The following is a 14,985-nucleotide window of genomic DNA, read 5'->3' as shown; positions in this document are numbered from 1 at the left end:
CACGCCAGGAGCGCCCGCTTCCCGACCCGGTCGGGTTCGCCGGCCGGCACGAGGCAGCCGGCGCCCGGTGCCCGCGCCGAAGGCCGCCGTCCGGGCAGCGGGAGAAGCCCGGACGGCGGCCTTCGGCAATACGCACGGCCGAGAGCGCGGCGCGCTACGCGAGCAGCGCCGGGATGGTGTCCTCGTGGGCCCTGCGCAGCTCCTCCAAGGGGAGGGCGAACTCGCCCTGGACCTCGACCGTGTCGCCGTCGACGACACCGATGCGGGTGGCGGGCAGGCCGCGGGCGCCGCACATGTCGGTGAAGCGCAGTTCCTCCGAGCGGGGGACGGCGACGACCGCGCGGCCCGCCGACTCCGAGAAGAGGAAGGTGAAGGCGTCCAGGCCGTCCGGGACGACCAGGCGGGCGCCCTTGCCGCCGAGCAGGGCCGACTCGACGACCGCCTGGATCAGACCGCCGTCGGACAGGTCGTGCGCGGAGTCGATCATGCCGTCGCGGGAGGCGGAGATCAGGATCTCGGCGAGCAGGCGCTCGCGCTCCAGGTCGACCTTCGGGGGCAGGCCGCCGAGGTGGTCGTGGATCACCTGGGACCAGGCCGAGCCGCCGAACTCCTCACGGGTGTCGCCGAGGAGGTACAGCAACTGGCCCTCCTCCCGGAAGGCGACCGGGGTGCGCCGGGCCACGTCGTCGATGACGCCCAGGACCGCGACGACCGGGGTGGGGTGGATGGCCGCCTCGCCCGTCTGGTTGTAGAGGGAGACGTTGCCGCCGGTCACCGGGGTGCCGAGCTGCTGGCAGGCGTCGGCCAGACCGCGGACGGCTTCCGCGAACTGCCACATGACGGCCGGGTCCTCGGGCGAGCCGAAGTTCAGGCAGTCGGAGACGGCGAGCGGCTTGGCGCCGGTCGTCGCCACGTTGCGGTACGCCTCCGCGAGCGCGAGCTGGGCACCGTGGTACGGGTTCAGCTTCGCGTACCGGCCGTTGCCGTCGGTGGCGATGGCGACGCCGAGGCCGCTCTCCTCGTCGATGCGGATCATGCCCGAGTCCTCGGGCTGGGCCAGCACCGTGTTGCCCTGCACGAAGTGGTCGTACTGGGACGTGATCCACTTCTTGGAGGCCTGGTTCGGGGAGGACACCAGCTTCAGGACCTGGTCCTTCAGCTCCTCGCCCGTGGTCGGCCTGGGCAGCTTGTTCGCGTCGTCGGCCTGGAGGGCGTCCTGCCAGTCCGGGCGGGCGTACGGGCGCTCGTAGACCGGGCCGTCGTGGGCGACCGTGCGCGGGTCGACGTCGACGATCTTGCCGCCGTGCCAGTAGATCTCGAGACGGTCGCCGTCGGTCACCTCACCGATGACGGTGGCGATGACGTCCCACTTGTCGCAGATCTCCAGGAAGCGGTCGACCTTCTCCGGCTCGACGACCGCGCACATGCGCTCCTGCGACTCGCTCATGAGGATCTCCTCGGGCGAGAGCGTGGAGTCGCGCAGCGGTACGTCGTCCAGCGTCACGCGCATGCCGCCGGAACCGTTGGAGGCCAGCTCGCTCGTCGCGCACGACAGGCCCGCCGCGCCGAGGTCCTGGATGCCGACCACCAGCTTCTCGGCGAAGGCCTCCAGGGTGCACTCGATGAGGAGCTTCTCCTGGAAGGGGTCGCCCACCTGGACGGCCGGGCGCTTCGACGGCTTGGCGTCGTCGAAGGTCTCCGAGGCCAGGATGGAGGCGCCGCCGATGCCGTCGCCGCCGGTGCGGGCGCCGTACAGGATGACCTTGTTGCCCGCGCCGGACGCCTTCGCGAGGTGGATGTCCTCGTGTCGCATCACACCGATGGCACCGGCGTTGACCAGCGGGTTGCCCTGGTAGCAGGCGTCGAAGACGACCTCGCCGCCGATGTTCGGCAGGCCGAGGCAGTTGCCGTAGCCACCGATGCCGGCGACGACGCCCGGCAGGACGCGCTTGGTGTCGGGGTGGTCGGCCGCGCCGAAGCGCAGCGGGTCGACCACGGCCACCGGGCGCGCGCCCATCGCGATGATGTCGCGGACGATGCCGCCGACACCGGTCGCGGCGCCCTGGTAGGGCTCGACGTACGACGGGTGGTTGTGCGACTCGACCTTGAAGGTCACGGCGTAACCCTGCCCGACGTCCACCACGCCCGCGTTCTCGCCGATGCCCACGAGCAGGGCGTCGGATTGGGGCGCCTTCTCGCCGAACTGGCGGAGGTGCACCTTGGAGGACTTGTACGAGCAGTGCTCGGACCACATGACCGAGTACATGGCGAGTTCGGCGCCGGTCGGGCGGCGGCCGAGGATCTCCACCACCCGCTCGTACTCGTCCTTCTTGAGGCCGAGTTCGGCCCAGGGCAGCTCGACGTCGGGGGTAGCGGCCGCGTGCTCGACCGTGTCCAGAGGCGTCCGGCTCATGCGTTGACCAGCTTCTTGAGGATCGAGGTGAAGAAGGGGAGGCCGTCGGTGCGGCCGGAGCCGATGAGCGGCTCGACGGCGTGCTCCGGGTGCGGCATGAGGCCTACGACGTTCCCGGCCTCGTTGCTGATGCCGGCGATGTCACGGAGCGAGCCGTTGGGGTTGAGGTCCAGGTAGCGGAAGGCGACCCGGCCCTCGGCCTCCAGCTTGTCGAGGGTGTACTCGTCGGCGACGTACCGGCCGTCCATGTTCTTCAGCGGGATGTGGATCTCCTGGCCGGCCGTGTAGTCGGCCGTCCAGGCGGTGCCCGCGTTCTCCACCCGCAGCTTCTGGTCGCGGCAGATGAAGTGGAGGTGGTCGTTGCCGAGCATCGCGCCCGGGAGGAGGTGGGCCTCGGTGAGGATCTGGAAGCCGTTGCAGATGCCGAGGACCGGCAGTCCGGCCTTCGCCTGCTCGATGAGGGGCTCCATCACCGGCGAGAAGCGGGCGATGGCGCCGGCGCGCAGATAGTCGCCGTAGGAGAAACCGCCGCACAGCACCACGGCGTCGACCTGGTGGAGGTCCTTGTCCTTGTGCCAGAGGGCGACCGGCTCGGCGCCCGCGAGGCGGATCGCGCGCTGCGTGTCCCGGTCGTCCAGGCTGCCCGGGAAAGTGACGACGCCGATACGAGCGGTCACTTCGCGGCCTCCGCGACTTCCTCCACCTTGACGGTGAAGTCCTCGATCACGGTGTTGGCGAGGAAGGATTCCGCAAGATCGTGGATGCGGGCGAGCGCGGCCTCGTCGACCGGTCCGTCAACTTCCAGTTCGAATCGCTTTCCCTGACGTACGTCGGAGATGCCTTCGAAACCCAGCCGCGGCAGTGCGCGCTGCACCGCCTGGCCCTGGGGGTCGAGGATCTCCGGCTTGAGCATGACGTCGACTACGACGCGTGCCACTGGCACTCCCGGTGTTGTGGTGCTGAGCAGGTTCCTGCGTGTGTCTTCAGACTACCCGTACAAAATTTCTACGCGGGTAGAGTTGTAGGAAACTACGTGACCGTGATCACGATGGGGTACCGGTCCAGGTGGCGGAGCAGGTCCTTCACGAAAAAATTCCGGGAAAGATGCGCGATGCGCGCCGGTCGCCTATTGCGCCCACCCGTCTCCGACCCGCACCCTCAATGGAAGTCGCTCGCGTCCCCTTGATTCTCGGGACACGCTGACAGATTTAGTCGGGCTTCACATTCCATTGCCGGGCACTGTACAAATGAAATAGCAATAGCCGATACTTTGCCCCATAACAGGCGGACAGTCGACATCTCCGTGACGTCTCGGCACGTCATCGCAGAGCTGTCGCACGAAGGGACCGATATTCGTGGCGCAGAAGGTCGTGGTCACTCTCTTTGACGACATCGACGGCTCGGAAGCGGCGGAGACGATCGCCTTCGGACTCGACGGCAGGTCGTACGAGATCGACTTGAATGAAGCCAATGCCAGGAAACTGCGCAAGGCGCTCGCGCCCTACGTGGAGGCCGGCCGCAAGCGGTCCAGGTCCGGCAAGGCGTACAAGCAGACGGAGGTCGCTCCCGACCCGGCGGCGGTCCGCGCCTGGGCCCAGGCCAACAAGCTGGACGTGCCCGCGCGCGGGCGCATCCCCAAGAAGGTCTACGAGGCGTTCACCGAGGCGCAGTGACCCGGTCGGGCCGGTCGTGAGCACCGGCCCGGCACGGTCTCCGCGCGCCGCCCCGGGGTCCGTCAGGGGCCCCCGGAGGCAACCGACTTGCGCTACCCCCCACATGGTCGGCTAATGTCTGGAGCACGCCAGCGGGGCGGGGCCGAAAAGCCCAGCTCACAAAGGTCGTGCGGGTGTAGTTCAGTAGTAGAACATCCCCCTTCCAGGGGGAAGGCGCAGTGTGCAATTCCTGTCACCCGCTCCGCATCGCCGTCCCGATCACACATGTGGATCAGGTAGGCTGGTGCCCGCGCCGACCGGTGAAAGCCAGTCGGATGCAATGCGGACGTAGCTCAGTTGGTAGAGCGCAACCTTGCCAAGGTTGAGGTCGCGAGTTCGAGCCTCGTCGTCCGCTCCACATCGAAGGCCCCGGTCACCGACCGGGGCCTTCGGCGTATCTCCTTCTTTCCCGCTCCCCTTCGTCTCGCCGCCGGTCCTGACATTTGTCATGGCGAGCGATGACAAGGCGCACTGCCGTCGGCGGCCCTCCGACGGGACGCTGGAACCATGGAAGCCAGGAACACGAATGAACACGTGATCGAGGTCACCGACCTCCGGCGTGTGTACGGGGGCGGGTTCGAGGCGGTCCGCGGGATCTCCTTCCACGTCGGCCGCGGGGAGGTCTTCGCGCTGCTGGGCACCAACGGGGCCGGCAAGACCTCCACGGTCGAGCTGCTCGAAGGGCTCGAACGGCCCGACGGAGGGCGGGTCCGGATCCTCGGCCACGATCCCTTCACCGAGCGCGCCGCCGTACGGCCGCGGACCGGGGTGATGCTCCAGGAGGGCGGCTTCCCGTCCGAGCTGAGTGTCGCCGAGACCGCGCGCATGTGGGCGGGCTGTGTCAGCGGTGCCCGGCCGGTCGCGGAGGCGCTGGCCCTGGTCGGGCTCACCGGAAAGGCCCGGGTGCGGGTGAAGCAGTTGTCCGGGGGCGAGCGGCGGCGGCTGGATCTGGCGCTCGCGCTGCTCGGGGAGCCCGAGGTGCTCTTCCTCGACGAGCCGACCACGGGACTGGACGCCGAGGGCCGACGCGACACCTGGGACCTGGTGCGCGCCCTGCGGGACGCCGGTACGACCGTACTGCTGACCACGCACTACCTGGAGGAGGCGGAGGGTCTCGCCGACCGGCTGGCCATCCTGCACCAGGGGCGGATAGCGGCCTCCGGGACGCCCGCCGAGGTGACCGCCGAACAGCCGTCCCGGATCTCCTTCCGGCTCCCCGAGGGCTACTTCGTGGGCGATCTGCCGCCGTTGGACGAGCTGGGCGTGTGCGACCACGACATCGACGGACGGCTGGTGCGGCTGCGCACCCACGAGTTGCAGCGCGCGGCCACCGGGCTGCTGGTGTGGGCCGAGCGGGCCGGAGTCGAACTGCGGGGGCTCGACCTGCGGTCGGCCTCGCTGGAGGAGGCGTTCCTGGGCATCGCCCGGGAGGCCTCGGAGAAGAACGAGGAGGTCGCGGCATGAGCGGCGTTCCCGTCAGAGGCCCGGTGGGGGACTCGGTCAGGGGCGCGGTGACCACTCCCCTGAGCCGGATGGGCGCCCTCGCCCGTGCCGAACTCACCCTGCTCGGGCGCAGCAAGGCCACGGTGGTCGCGGCCGTGCTCGTGCCGCTCGGGCTGCCGTTCAGCCTGCGGCCGGTGGTGGACGACATGAACGTCGAGGACTCCGGGCTCAGCGTCGGGCTGGTGCTGCTGCCGGCCGCGATCGGGTTCTCGCTGCTGTTCGGGGTGTACTCGGCACTCACCGGCATCTACACCGCCCGGCGCGAGGAACTCGTGCTGAAGCGGCTGCGCACCGGCGAGCTGCGGGACGCGGAGGTCGTCGCGGGTTCCGCGCTGCCGGTGTTCACCATGGGGCTGGTGCAGTGCCTGGTGCTGGCGGTGGGTTGTACGGCCTTCCTCGGCGTGCCCGCCCCCGAGGCGCCCCATCTCGCCGTAGTGGGCCTGCTGTTGGGCCTTGTGATGTGTGCGGCACTGGGAGCGGTCACCGCGAGCGTGACGCGGACCGTGGAGAGCGCTCAGGTGACCACGCTGCCGTTCGTGCTGGTGTCGATGGCCGCCTCCGGGGTGGCCGTCCCGCTGGAGCTGCTGCCCGACCGGCTCGCCTCCGGCTTCGAACTGCTGCCGCTGAGCCCGGTCATCACCCTGGTCCGCGGCGGATGGACCGGCGACCTCTCGGCGTACGAGGCTCTGGGGGCGCTGGCGACCGCGCTGGCCTGGACCGTGCTCGCGGTGTTTGCTGTACGGCGGTGGTTCCGGTGGGAGCCGCGGCGCTGACGGACCGGGGTGACGGGGGAGAGACGCGGATGCGCGGGGTGGCACGGGAAGAGACGGATCCGGGCGGGCGGGGCGAGACCGACCCCCGTTGGACGGAGCTGCGCGGGGCGGGTGGCTGGTGGCGGCGGAAGAGTTCGCCGGCGAAGGTCGAGACCTACACACGGTGGTCGTTCCACTTCTTCGCGCTGGCCGAGTTCACGGCGGTGGGCGTGCCGCTCGGCAGCGGGGTGTGGCGGGGGCCCGTGCTGGGGCTGCCGCTGATCATGGCCGTGCACTGCGCGCTGTCCGCGGTGACGGCCTCGCGGGCGCTGGACTGGACGCGGGGCCTGCGACCCCGGCCGGTGCGGTTGATGGTGGCGTTCGCCGTCGTCACCGCGGGGGTCGCGGCGGTCGCTCTGTGGACCACGCGACACGGTCCGGGGGGCGAGGCGGTGGACACCGCGGCGGGCGGGGTCTTCGGCGTCGCCCTGGTCTTCGCGGCGTGCGTCACCACGCTCGGCGTCCGCGGCTGGCGCCACGCGCTCGCGGTCGTCGCCGGTCACTCCGCGGGCGCCGGGGCCCTGGCACTGCTGCTCGGCGCGCCCGGTCCGGCCGTCCTGGTCTCGGTCGCGGCGGTGCTGCTCGGCGGCGGCTTCATGGCCACCACCTCCGTCTTCTCGGTCTGGCTCCTCGACACCGTCTACCAGCTCGACGAGGCCCGCGAGACCCGCGCCCGGCTCGCCGTCGCCGAGGAACGGCTGCGGTTCGGCCGCGACCTGCACGACGTGATGGGTCGCAACCTCGCGGTGATCGCCCTGAAGAGCGAGCTGGCGGTGCAGTTGGCCCGCCGGGGCCGCCCGGAGGCGGTCGAGCAGATGATCGAGGTCCAGCGGATCGCGCGGGAGTCCCAGCGGGAGGTACGGGATGTCGTACGCGGTTACCGGGAGGCCGACCTGGGCGTCGAACTCGTCGGCGCGCAGGGCGTGTTGACGGCAGCCGGGATCGACTGCGAGGTGCGTGGGGAGGTCGGCGGGCTGCCCGCCGAGGTGCAGTCGACGCTCGGCTGGGTGGTGCGGGAGACGACCACCAACGTGCTGCGGCACGGGGACGCGGGGCGGTGTGCGGTGGAGGTCCGGACGAAGGGCGGGAAGGTGGTGCTGACGGTGGAGAACGACGGGGCGGACGGCGCCGGCTCGGCCGGCGGCGGTTCCGGGCTGGCCGGGCTGGCGGAGCGGTTGCGGAAGGTGGGCGGGACGCTGGAAGCGGGGATCGCCGGGGCCGGGGTGTTCCGGGTGGTGGCCGAGGTACCGCTGGTCGCGGAGGACGCCGTGGTGAGCGAGGTCGCCTCGTGAGCGGCGTGGTGCGGGTGCTGCTCGCCGACGACGAGCACCTGATCCGGGGCGCGCTGACCGCGCTGCTCTCCCTGGAGGACGATCTGCTGATCGTCGCCGAGGCGGCCACCGGGCCCGAGGCCCTGGCGATGGCGCGGGCGCACCGGCCGGACGTGGCCGTCCTGGACCTCCAGATGCCGGGTGCCGACGGTGTGAAGGTCGCCACATCGCTGCGGACCGAACTGCCCGGCTGCCAAGCCCTGATCGTCACCAGCCACGGCCGCCCCGGCCATCTGAAGCGGGCGCTTGCGGCGGGCGTGCGCGGGTTCGTCCCGAAGACGGTGAGCGCACAGCGACTCGCGGAGATCATCCGCACCGTGCACGCCGGAAACCGTTACGTCGACCCCGAGTTGGCCGCCGACGCGATCGCCGCCGGGGACTCCCCGCTGACCTCGCGCGAGGCGGAGGTGCTCGAACTCGCCGCCGACGGGGCGCCCGTCACGGAGATCGCCGAGCGGGCCGCGCTGTCGCCGGGGACGGTGCGCAACTACCTGTCGTCGGCCGTTTCCAAGCTGGGGGCCGAGAATCGTCACGCGGCGGTACGTCTCGCGCGAGAGCGCGGTTGGGTATAGTTGCTCTCGCGCCACGGCGCAGTGCGGACGTAGCTCAGTTGGTAGAGCGCAACCTTGCCAAGGTTGAGGTCGCGAGTTCGAGCCTCGTCGTCCGCTCTGGATCAAGCCCCCCGGTCTCGGCCGGGGGGCTTTTCCGTGCCGAGGCCCTACGACCAGCTCGTGCCCGTCAGCCGCTCGTACGCCTCGATGTACTTGGCGCGGGTCGCGTCCACGACCTCCTGCGGCAGCTCCGGCGGCGGCTGCTCGCTCGCGCGGTCCCAGCCGGACGCCTCGGAGGTCAGCCAGTCCCGCACGAACTGCTTGTCGAACGACGGCTGCGCGCGGCCCGGCTGCCAGGTGTCGGCCGGCCAGAAGCGGGAGGAGTCCGGGGTGAGGACCTCGTCGGCGATGACGAGCGTCTCACCCTCGAAGCCGAACTCGAACTTGGTGTCCGCGAGGACGACGCCCCGGTCGCGGGCGATGTCCCGGGCCCGGCCGTAGACCGCGAGGGTGGTCTGGCGCAGCCGGGCGGCGGTGTCGGCGCCCACCTGGCGGGCGACCTCCTCGTAGGAGACGTTCTCGTCGTGGTCGCCGACCGCGGCCTTGGTGGCCGGGGTGAAGATCGGGGCGGGCAGCTCGGAGCCGTCGACCAGGCCTTCGGGGAGGGCGAGGCCGCAGACGGTGCGGGACTCCTTGTACTCGGCCAGGCCCGAGCCGGTGAGGTAGCCGCGGGCCACGCACTCGACGGGGACCATCTGGAGCGACTTGCAGACGAGGGTGCGGCCGGCCCAGTCGGCGGGGGCGCCGACGGGGGGTTCGGTGCTCAGGACGTGGTGCGGTACCAGGTCGGCGAGCTGATCGAACCACCACAGGGAGAGCTGCGTCAGGACGCGGCCCTTGTCGGGGATCTCGGTGGGCAGGACCCAGTCGTAGGCGGAGATACGGTCGCTGGCGACCATCACGAGGTCGCCGGCCTCGTCCTGGTACAGCTCGCGCACCTTGCCGGTGTGCAGATGCACCAGGCCCGGCACCTCGAGGGGCTCGGGCTTTTCTACGAATCCGGACACGGTTCCTCCCCGTGGTTCTGTCTGAGTGGCTCGATTGTCCCGTACAACGGGATCGGCCGCGGACGGCGGGGGTCCGGGCACGGCCGGACGGGGGTGGACGGGGCCGGACGGAGCCGGGCACGGCCGAACGGGGTTGGACTGGGCCGGGCACGGCCGGACGGAGCCGGCAATCCTCAGGCACGCTTGCAGATGCGGTCCAGGAGGTTCGCGGTGGCGCGCTGGACGCGGGGGTCCACGTGGCCGGGGCGGTCCAGGGCCGGGGACCAGGCGAAGGTGCCGGAGGCGAAGACCAGGGCCCCCGAGGGGGCGCGGTAGAGGGAGGTCTCCTGGTGGCGCGGGGCGCCGCGGCTGTCGGTGTACGGGGAGTGGGCGAGAAGGGTGCGCTCCTCGTGCGGTGGCAGTGGCGTGCGCGGGAAGTAGCGGTCGGCCTCGCCCGCGACCAGGCCCTCGATGCCGTCGCCCTCGTGCGCGCCGGTCGCCTCCCACAGCCAGTGGTCGGCGTTGCGGACGATCAGGGGGTGGGGTTCGGGGACCCGGCCCGCGTACTGGATGCCCAGCAGCCGTTGTTCGGCGCGGTCGATCTCGCGCCACAGGACGGGCCTGCCGGGACCCTTGCGCTTGCGGCACGTCAGCAGTCGGCCGGGGACGCCGGACGGGGAGGGGGCCAGCTCCACCTGCCAGTACAGGGTGTTGGCGGAGAGGAAAACGAGCGAGGTGCCGCTGTCGCGCGCGAGTTCCACGGTGCGGCGCATGGCCGTCGACCAGTACTCGTCGTGGCCTGGGAAGACCAGGCCGCGGTAGCGGGTGGGCCGGACGTGACCGGCGTGCAGATCGCGGGCGTCGGCGTAGGCGAGGTCGTAGCCGTAGCGCTCGGCCCAGCGGATGACGTCGTAGGCGTGGCCGACGTGCAGGGGAAGTCCGGCACCCGCGTAGGGCCGGTCGAAGGAGACGGTCGTCGCGGCGTCGGCCTCGCCGAGGAGGCGGCCGTCCTCGTCCCAGGCGTGGTAGAGGCTGGCGCCGGTGCGGCCGTCCTCCGGATAGAGGTTGTAGGCCTGCCAGGTGATGTCGGGGAGCAGCAGGAGGAAGTCGGCCGGGCGGTCGTCGCGGACGGTGAACGGGATGTGGGAGCGGTAGCCGTCGGCGGTGGTGAGGACGGCGACATACGCTCCGACGTTCCAGTACGAGGGGACCTGGAGGCGCCAGGAGAGCCACCAGTGGTGGCAGGACACCGTGCGGTCGGCGGTCAGGGGCGGGGACTGCACGATGCCGGGGAGACGGGGGCTGCTGGTGATCTTGGCGGCGCCGTCACCGTCGTAGTGACCGATGCGGTAGATGTCGACGCTGAATTCCTGGGGCGGGTCGACCGTGATGTGGAAGTCGACGGCTTCGCCCGGGGCGACCGCGCCGGTGGAGGTGAAGCCCTTGATCTGGCGGCCGACGTCGTCGGCGGAGCGGGGGCCTCCGGCCGAGCGGGGGGACGGGATCCGGGGAGCCGCGCCAGGGGTGGCGGCGGGGGCCGGGTCGACGTACCAGGGGACGACCTGGCCGGTGTCGTCGAAATAGGTCTCGCTGCCGCGCAGCCACGGGAGGGGGCCCTGGCCGAAGGGATCCGTCACGGCGTGCGCCAGCGCTCCCGACTCCCATCGGCGGATGTGTCGGTGTCCCATGGTGCTTCCCTCCCTCTGACCCCCGTCTTGCTGGTGCGTGCGCGGCTGTGCGTGCTCGGCCTGTTCCCCTGCGGTGCGGATACGGCTGTGCGGTTGCGGGGCGTGTACCTGTGGTCGGCAGGCGGTGCGCCGGGGGCGTGCGGGTTGCTGCGTGTTCGGGCGTGCCTGATTGCTCGCGTCCGGCCCGTGGTGGCCTGGTGCGGTGCGACGGTTCGTGTGCTTGTCCTATGTCGCGAGCCCTTGCCATGGGCGGCATCGGTCCAAGCACATCACATGATGCGCGCAGACAGTCACTATTCGTTGCGAATTGACTGGAAGTGGAACTAAGCGCTCCGCTACGGGCGGACGATCGGCGGCCTCCTGTCCTTCGGGGCCATCGGGCCTTCCGGACCCCTCGGTCTTCCTGGTCTTACCGGTCGGTCTGAATTTCCTGGTCTTCCGGGGTCTTCGGGGGCCCTTGGCCTCCCGGTCCTTTCGGTGCCCCTGGCCTTCCGGCGCTGCGTCGGCCGGCCCGCGTCAGCCCAGGCGTACCGGCTTCTCCGGGCGTATGCCCACTTCCACCAGCCAGGTGCGCAGGGGGATCGCGTCGCCGTCCTCGACCAGGCTGAGCACGCGGGGCATCAGGTCGGTCACGCGCTCGCCGTCGACCAGGAGGGTCGGACCGTCGAGCCAGTCGAGGCCCGGTGTGGCGCCCACGGTGTCCATCGCGGCGCAGCAGACCATCGCCGTGACGTGGTCGGTGAGGAGTTCGCGGTCGGTGCGCGGGGGTTGGAGCGGGAAGAGGGGGAGCGCGCGGTCGTCCCAGAGCGCGGCCTCGGGCCCCTGGCCGACCGGCTGTCCGACCGCCCCCGAGGGCCTGCCCTCGGCCTCCTCGCGGGCGACCTCGGCCCCGAGGCGGATGGCCAGGGCGGCCCCACGGGGGTTCTGGGGCAGGTCGTCGTGCTCGTCACCGAAGGGGGTCCGGGAGGTGGGGCCGGGGCCCGGTTCTCCGTCCCAGGTGGGGCCCTGGCCGGTGAGGTGGTTCAGTACGCGGGCCAGGGTGGGGCCGTCCGCGGCGGCGGGGGTGGTGCGGCGGACGCCCAGGGCGTCCAGCACGCGGTGGAGACGGGCCGCGTCGGCACGCCACTTGCGGTCGACGACCTCGTCCGGATACTCCTGCCAGGCGACCGGGGACCAGTCGGGGCCGGTCTCCGCGGGGCCGCCGTGGAAGAGGCGGGCGGCGAGGAGGGAGGTGGCCTCGTCGACCGCGCCGGGCTCCTCCAGCAGATCGCAGGCGGGGCGCTCGCCCAGCCGGGAGGTGAAGCCCTCCGCCAGACGGTCGCGCCGGGACAGCTCGGTGAGGGCGGCGACGACACCCGCGTCCAGCCGGGAGGGCCAGCGGCCCATCCGCCAGGCGGGCAGCGCCACGCGCGTGAGGAGCCGGTCCCAGCCGGCGTACGCCAGTCCGACCTGTTCCTGGGCGACGATCCGCAGCCCGTAGTCCACGGCCTGGGCCCGCTCGGCCGCCGCCGCCGCCACCCCCCGCTCCATCTCCGCCGCGTGCACCTGGCAGCTCCGCAGGAGCAGGCGGGCCGCCCAGCCGACGCCCGCGCAGAGCAGACGTAGGGCGGGGCCCCGTCCGCGGTCGGCCGACGACGCGGCCACCGCGGCGTCCAGCCCGCGCACGAAGCGCCGGGCCGCCGCTATGTCCGGGTGCGCCGACGGGCCCGTACCGGCGACGACCGGTGCGAGGACGGCGCGCAGCTCGCCCACCCGCATCCACCACAGGAACGGGGAGCCGATGACGAGGACCGGCGCCGTCGGACGGCCGTGGGGGTGGTGGCCGGGACCGGCTATCTCGTCGGGTGCGCGGGGCGCGGGCGGGCCGTGAGCCGGGTGGGTGCGGTCCTCCAGCCAGCTGTCGCAGTCCGGGGTGAGCGCTATCGCGGAGGGCGCGGGAACGTCGAGACGGTCGGCGAGTTCACGCACCAGCCGGTACAGATCGGGGGCCGAACTCTCGGCGATGGCGACCGTGGGAGTGACGGCGGGCCGGGCCCGCGCGACGACCAGGGCGACCGCCCCGGCGGCCAGCAGCACCAGGACCGCGAGCACGGACGTCGCCCACCGGGCGATGTCCCAGCCGTGACCCACGAAGTGGCCGCTGGAACCACCCGCGAGCAGGATCACCGCCGCAGCCGTGGGCAGCAGCGCGATCGCCAGCGCCCGGCTGCGGACCCGCAGCACCGCCAGCGCCCTCGTCCGCGCGCCCTGGGCGCGCGCCTCCACTCCGATACCGGTCACGCCGGACCTCACCCCCTCCCCTCGGTGCAGGCCGTCCTGGCTCTCCTGGTCTTGCTCACTCCCCCACTGTGGCAGCCGCCACTGACATCGCAATGCCGGTGGGCCAAGTGCCGGAACGCTTGCGCCGCACCCTAGTTGGCACGTCGGCCGCCGTCAGCCGGATGGAACAGCGCTCACCCGATGGAATGGCTTTGGGGAAAGGTGGATGACTGCGGGCAACGAACAGGCCCCGGGTTCGGTGGGTGTTCCCATCCTGAGCCCGGGGCCTGGAAGTGCCTGCTGGGGGCGGTGTCTCCGCTGAGGGCTACGCCTGAGACGCGGCCTTCGCCGCGATGTCCGTACGGTGCTGGGAGCCGTCCAGACCGATCCGCGCGACCGCCCGGTACGCCCGTTCCCGCGCCTGCGTGAGATCCGCGCCGGTCGCCGTGACGGACAGGACACGGCCGCCCGCGCTGACCACCGCGTCGCCCTCGCGCCGGGTGCCGGCGTGCAGGACGTACGCGTGCGGGGCGTCCTCGGCGGCCACCTCGTCGAGGCCGCTGATCGGGTCGCCCGTGCGGGGGGTGCCGGGGTAGTTGTGCGAGGCCACGACCACCGTGACGGCCGCCTCGTCGCTCCAGCGCAGGGGCGGCAGGTCGGCGAGGTCGCCGGTGGCGGCGGCCATCAGGACACCGGCCAGCGGAGTCTTCAGACGGGCCAGGACGACCTGCGTCTCGGGGTCGCCGAAGCGGGCGTTGAACTCGATGACCCGCACGCCCCGGCCGGTGATCGCGAGGCCGGCGTAGAGCAGGCCCGAGAACGGGGTGCCGCGACGGCGCATCTCGTCGACGGTCGGCTGGAGGACCGTCTCCATGACCTCGTCGACCAACTCGGGATCGGCCCAGGGCAGCGGGGAGTACGCGCCCATGCCGCCGGTGTTCGGGCCCTCGTCGCCGTCGAGGGCGCGCTTGAAGTCCTGGGCGGGCCGCAGCGGGACGACCGTCACGCCGTCGGTGACGGCGAAGAGGGAGACCTCGGGGCCGTCGAGGAACTCCTCGATGACGACACTCCCCCGCTTCGTGGGAGCGTCCCCCATGCAGGCGGCGGCGTGCGCCTTCGCGGCCTCCAGGTCGCCGGTCACGACAACGCCCTTGCCGGCGGCCAGACCGTCGTCCTTGACGACGTAGGGCGCGCCGAACGCGTCGAGGGCCGTGGCGACCTCGGCGGGCGTGGTGCAGACGTAGGAGCGGGCGGTCGGCACGCCGGCCGCCGCCATCACGTCCTTCGCGAACGCCTTCGAGCCCTCCAGCTGCGCGGCCTCCCTGGAGGGACCGAACACGGGGATGCCCGCCTCGCGCACGGCGTCGGCGACCCCCGCGACCAGCGGCGCCTCCGGGCCCACGATCACGAGCCGGGCGTCCAGCCGGACGGCCAGCTCGGCCACGGCCTTGCCGTCCAGGGCGTCGACCGGGTGCAGCTCGGCCACCTCGCCGATGCCGGCGTTGCCGGGGGCGCAGTGCAGCGCGGTGACCGCGGGGTCGAGGGACAGTGAGCGGCACAGGGCGTGTTCGCGGGCGCCGCTGCCGATGACGAGGACGTTCACGGGGTCAGCCTAACGGGCCGGGCCGCGGGCTCTTGTGCGGGCTTCCGAAGGGCGGGGGCTTCGGCGT

At 72.1% G+C, this 14,985-nt stretch carries 12 protein-coding genes and 3 tRNA genes; 8 read left to right on the top strand and 7 right to left on the bottom strand.

What is annotated here, in order from left to right; all coding sequences use genetic code 11:
* Nucleotides 1–154: 154 nt before the first annotated feature.
* Genes purL through purS form a run of 3 tightly spaced genes read right to left on the bottom strand, consistent with a single transcriptional unit; the run spans nt 155 to nt 3,350 of the window.
* Nucleotides 155–2,413, bottom strand: coding sequence for a phosphoribosylformylglycinamidine synthase subunit PurL (gene purL, locus ACZ5Y0_RS30410; protein ID WP_469131878.1), 2,259 nt, complete (start codon nt 2,411–2,413; stop codon nt 155–157).
* The gene (purQ, locus tag ACZ5Y0_RS30405; RefSeq protein WP_469131877.1) at nt 2,410–3,090 is read right to left on the bottom strand and encodes a phosphoribosylformylglycinamidine synthase subunit PurQ; all 681 of its coding nucleotides are present in this window, start codon (nt 3,088–3,090) and stop codon (nt 2,410–2,412) included. Before purQ ends, purL begins: the two co-directional genes overlap by 4 nt.
* The gene (gene purS / locus ACZ5Y0_RS30400; protein ID WP_015659417.1) at nt 3,087–3,350 is read right to left on the bottom strand and encodes a phosphoribosylformylglycinamidine synthase subunit PurS; all 264 of its coding nucleotides are present in this window, start codon (nt 3,348–3,350) and stop codon (nt 3,087–3,089) included. Before purS ends, purQ begins: the two co-directional genes overlap by 4 nt.
* 418 nt (nt 3,351–3,768) lie before the next feature.
* Between purS and ACZ5Y0_RS30395 the strand changes: the two genes are divergently transcribed.
* The 8 genes from ACZ5Y0_RS30395 to ACZ5Y0_RS30360 all read left to right on the top strand — a co-directional run bounded on the left by ACZ5Y0_RS30395 (nt 3,769) and on the right by ACZ5Y0_RS30360 (nt 8,439).
* Complete coding sequence (locus ACZ5Y0_RS30395) at nt 3,769–4,086, top strand: histone-like nucleoid-structuring protein Lsr2 (protein ID WP_469131876.1); 318 nt, start codon at nt 3,769–3,771, stop codon at nt 4,084–4,086.
* 169 nt (nt 4,087–4,255) lie between these two features.
* Nucleotides 4,256–4,327: transfer RNA gene (locus tag ACZ5Y0_RS30390), tRNA-Gly, on the top strand.
* An 80-nt stretch (nt 4,328–4,407) separates the two neighbouring features.
* Nucleotides 4,408–4,483: transfer RNA gene (locus ACZ5Y0_RS30385), tRNA-Gly, on the top strand.
* Nucleotides 4,484–4,632: 149 nt separating this feature from the next.
* The gene (locus tag ACZ5Y0_RS30380; protein WP_469131875.1) at nt 4,633–5,589 is read left to right on the top strand and encodes an ABC transporter ATP-binding protein; all 957 of its coding nucleotides are present in this window, start codon (nt 4,633–4,635) and stop codon (nt 5,587–5,589) included.
* Nucleotides 5,586–6,401 carry an ABC transporter permease gene (locus tag ACZ5Y0_RS30375; RefSeq protein WP_469131874.1) on the top strand — a complete coding sequence of 272 codons (816 nt, stop codon included), beginning with the start codon at nt 5,586–5,588 and terminating at the stop codon, nt 6,399–6,401. The genes ACZ5Y0_RS30380 and ACZ5Y0_RS30375 overlap by 4 nt, the downstream gene beginning before the upstream one ends.
* A gap of 98 nt (nt 6,402–6,499) precedes the next feature.
* Nucleotides 6,500–7,732 (top strand): sensor histidine kinase, encoded by a 1,233-nt coding sequence (locus tag ACZ5Y0_RS30370; protein WP_469131919.1) that lies wholly within the window; start codon nt 6,500–6,502, stop codon nt 7,730–7,732.
* Nucleotides 7,733–7,737: 5 nt separating this feature from the next.
* Nucleotides 7,738–8,343 carry a response regulator gene (locus tag ACZ5Y0_RS30365; protein WP_469131918.1) on the top strand — a complete coding sequence of 202 codons (606 nt, stop codon included), beginning with the start codon at nt 7,738–7,740 and terminating at the stop codon, nt 8,341–8,343.
* A gap of 23 nt (nt 8,344–8,366) precedes the next feature.
* Nucleotides 8,367–8,439, top strand: a tRNA-Gly gene (locus ACZ5Y0_RS30360).
* Nucleotides 8,440–8,489: 50 nt separating this feature from the next.
* Here ACZ5Y0_RS30360 and ACZ5Y0_RS30355 read toward each other — a convergent pair.
* The 4 genes from ACZ5Y0_RS30355 to purD all read right to left on the bottom strand — a co-directional run bounded on the left by ACZ5Y0_RS30355 (nt 8,490) and on the right by purD (nt 14,918).
* Nucleotides 8,490–9,389 (bottom strand): phosphoribosylaminoimidazolesuccinocarboxamide synthase, encoded by a 900-nt coding sequence (locus ACZ5Y0_RS30355; RefSeq protein WP_469131873.1) that lies wholly within the window; start codon nt 9,387–9,389, stop codon nt 8,490–8,492.
* Nucleotides 9,390–9,562: 173 nt separating this feature from the next.
* Entirely contained in the window at nt 9,563–11,056 is a 1,494-nt protein-coding gene (locus ACZ5Y0_RS30350; protein WP_469131872.1) for a N,N-dimethylformamidase beta subunit family domain-containing protein, read from the bottom strand.
* 516 nt (nt 11,057–11,572) lie between these two features.
* Nucleotides 11,573–13,336, bottom strand: a complete 1,764-nt coding sequence (locus ACZ5Y0_RS30345; protein ID WP_469131871.1) for a hypothetical protein — start codon at nt 13,334–13,336, stop codon at nt 11,573–11,575.
* 304 nt (nt 13,337–13,640) lie between these two features.
* The gene (gene purD / locus ACZ5Y0_RS30340; RefSeq protein ID WP_469131870.1) at nt 13,641–14,918 is read right to left on the bottom strand and encodes a phosphoribosylamine--glycine ligase; all 1,278 of its coding nucleotides are present in this window, start codon (nt 14,916–14,918) and stop codon (nt 13,641–13,643) included.
* Nucleotides 14,919–14,985 lie beyond the last annotated feature (67 nt).

The organism is Streptomyces sp. NPDC033216 (genome assembly GCF_055577115.1).
Note: the sequence above shows the minus strand (reverse complement) of the source record. Positions and strands in the feature narration are given on the sequence as shown.

Bases quoted from the DNA above. Each gene is read 5' to 3' on its own strand.
- ACZ5Y0_RS30350 (WP_469131872.1), bottom strand. From the start codon at position 11,056: ATGGGACACCGACACATCCGCCGATGGGAGTCGGGAGCGCTGGCGCAC.
- purL (WP_469131878.1), bottom strand. From the start codon at position 2,413: ATGAGCCGGACGCCTCTGGACACGGTCGAGCACGCGGCCGCTACCCCC.
- ACZ5Y0_RS30380 (WP_469131875.1), top strand. From the start codon at position 4,633: ATGGAAGCCAGGAACACGAATGAACACGTGATCGAGGTCACCGACCTC.
- ACZ5Y0_RS30375 (WP_469131874.1), top strand. From the start codon at position 5,586: ATGAGCGGCGTTCCCGTCAGAGGCCCGGTGGGGGACTCGGTCAGGGGC.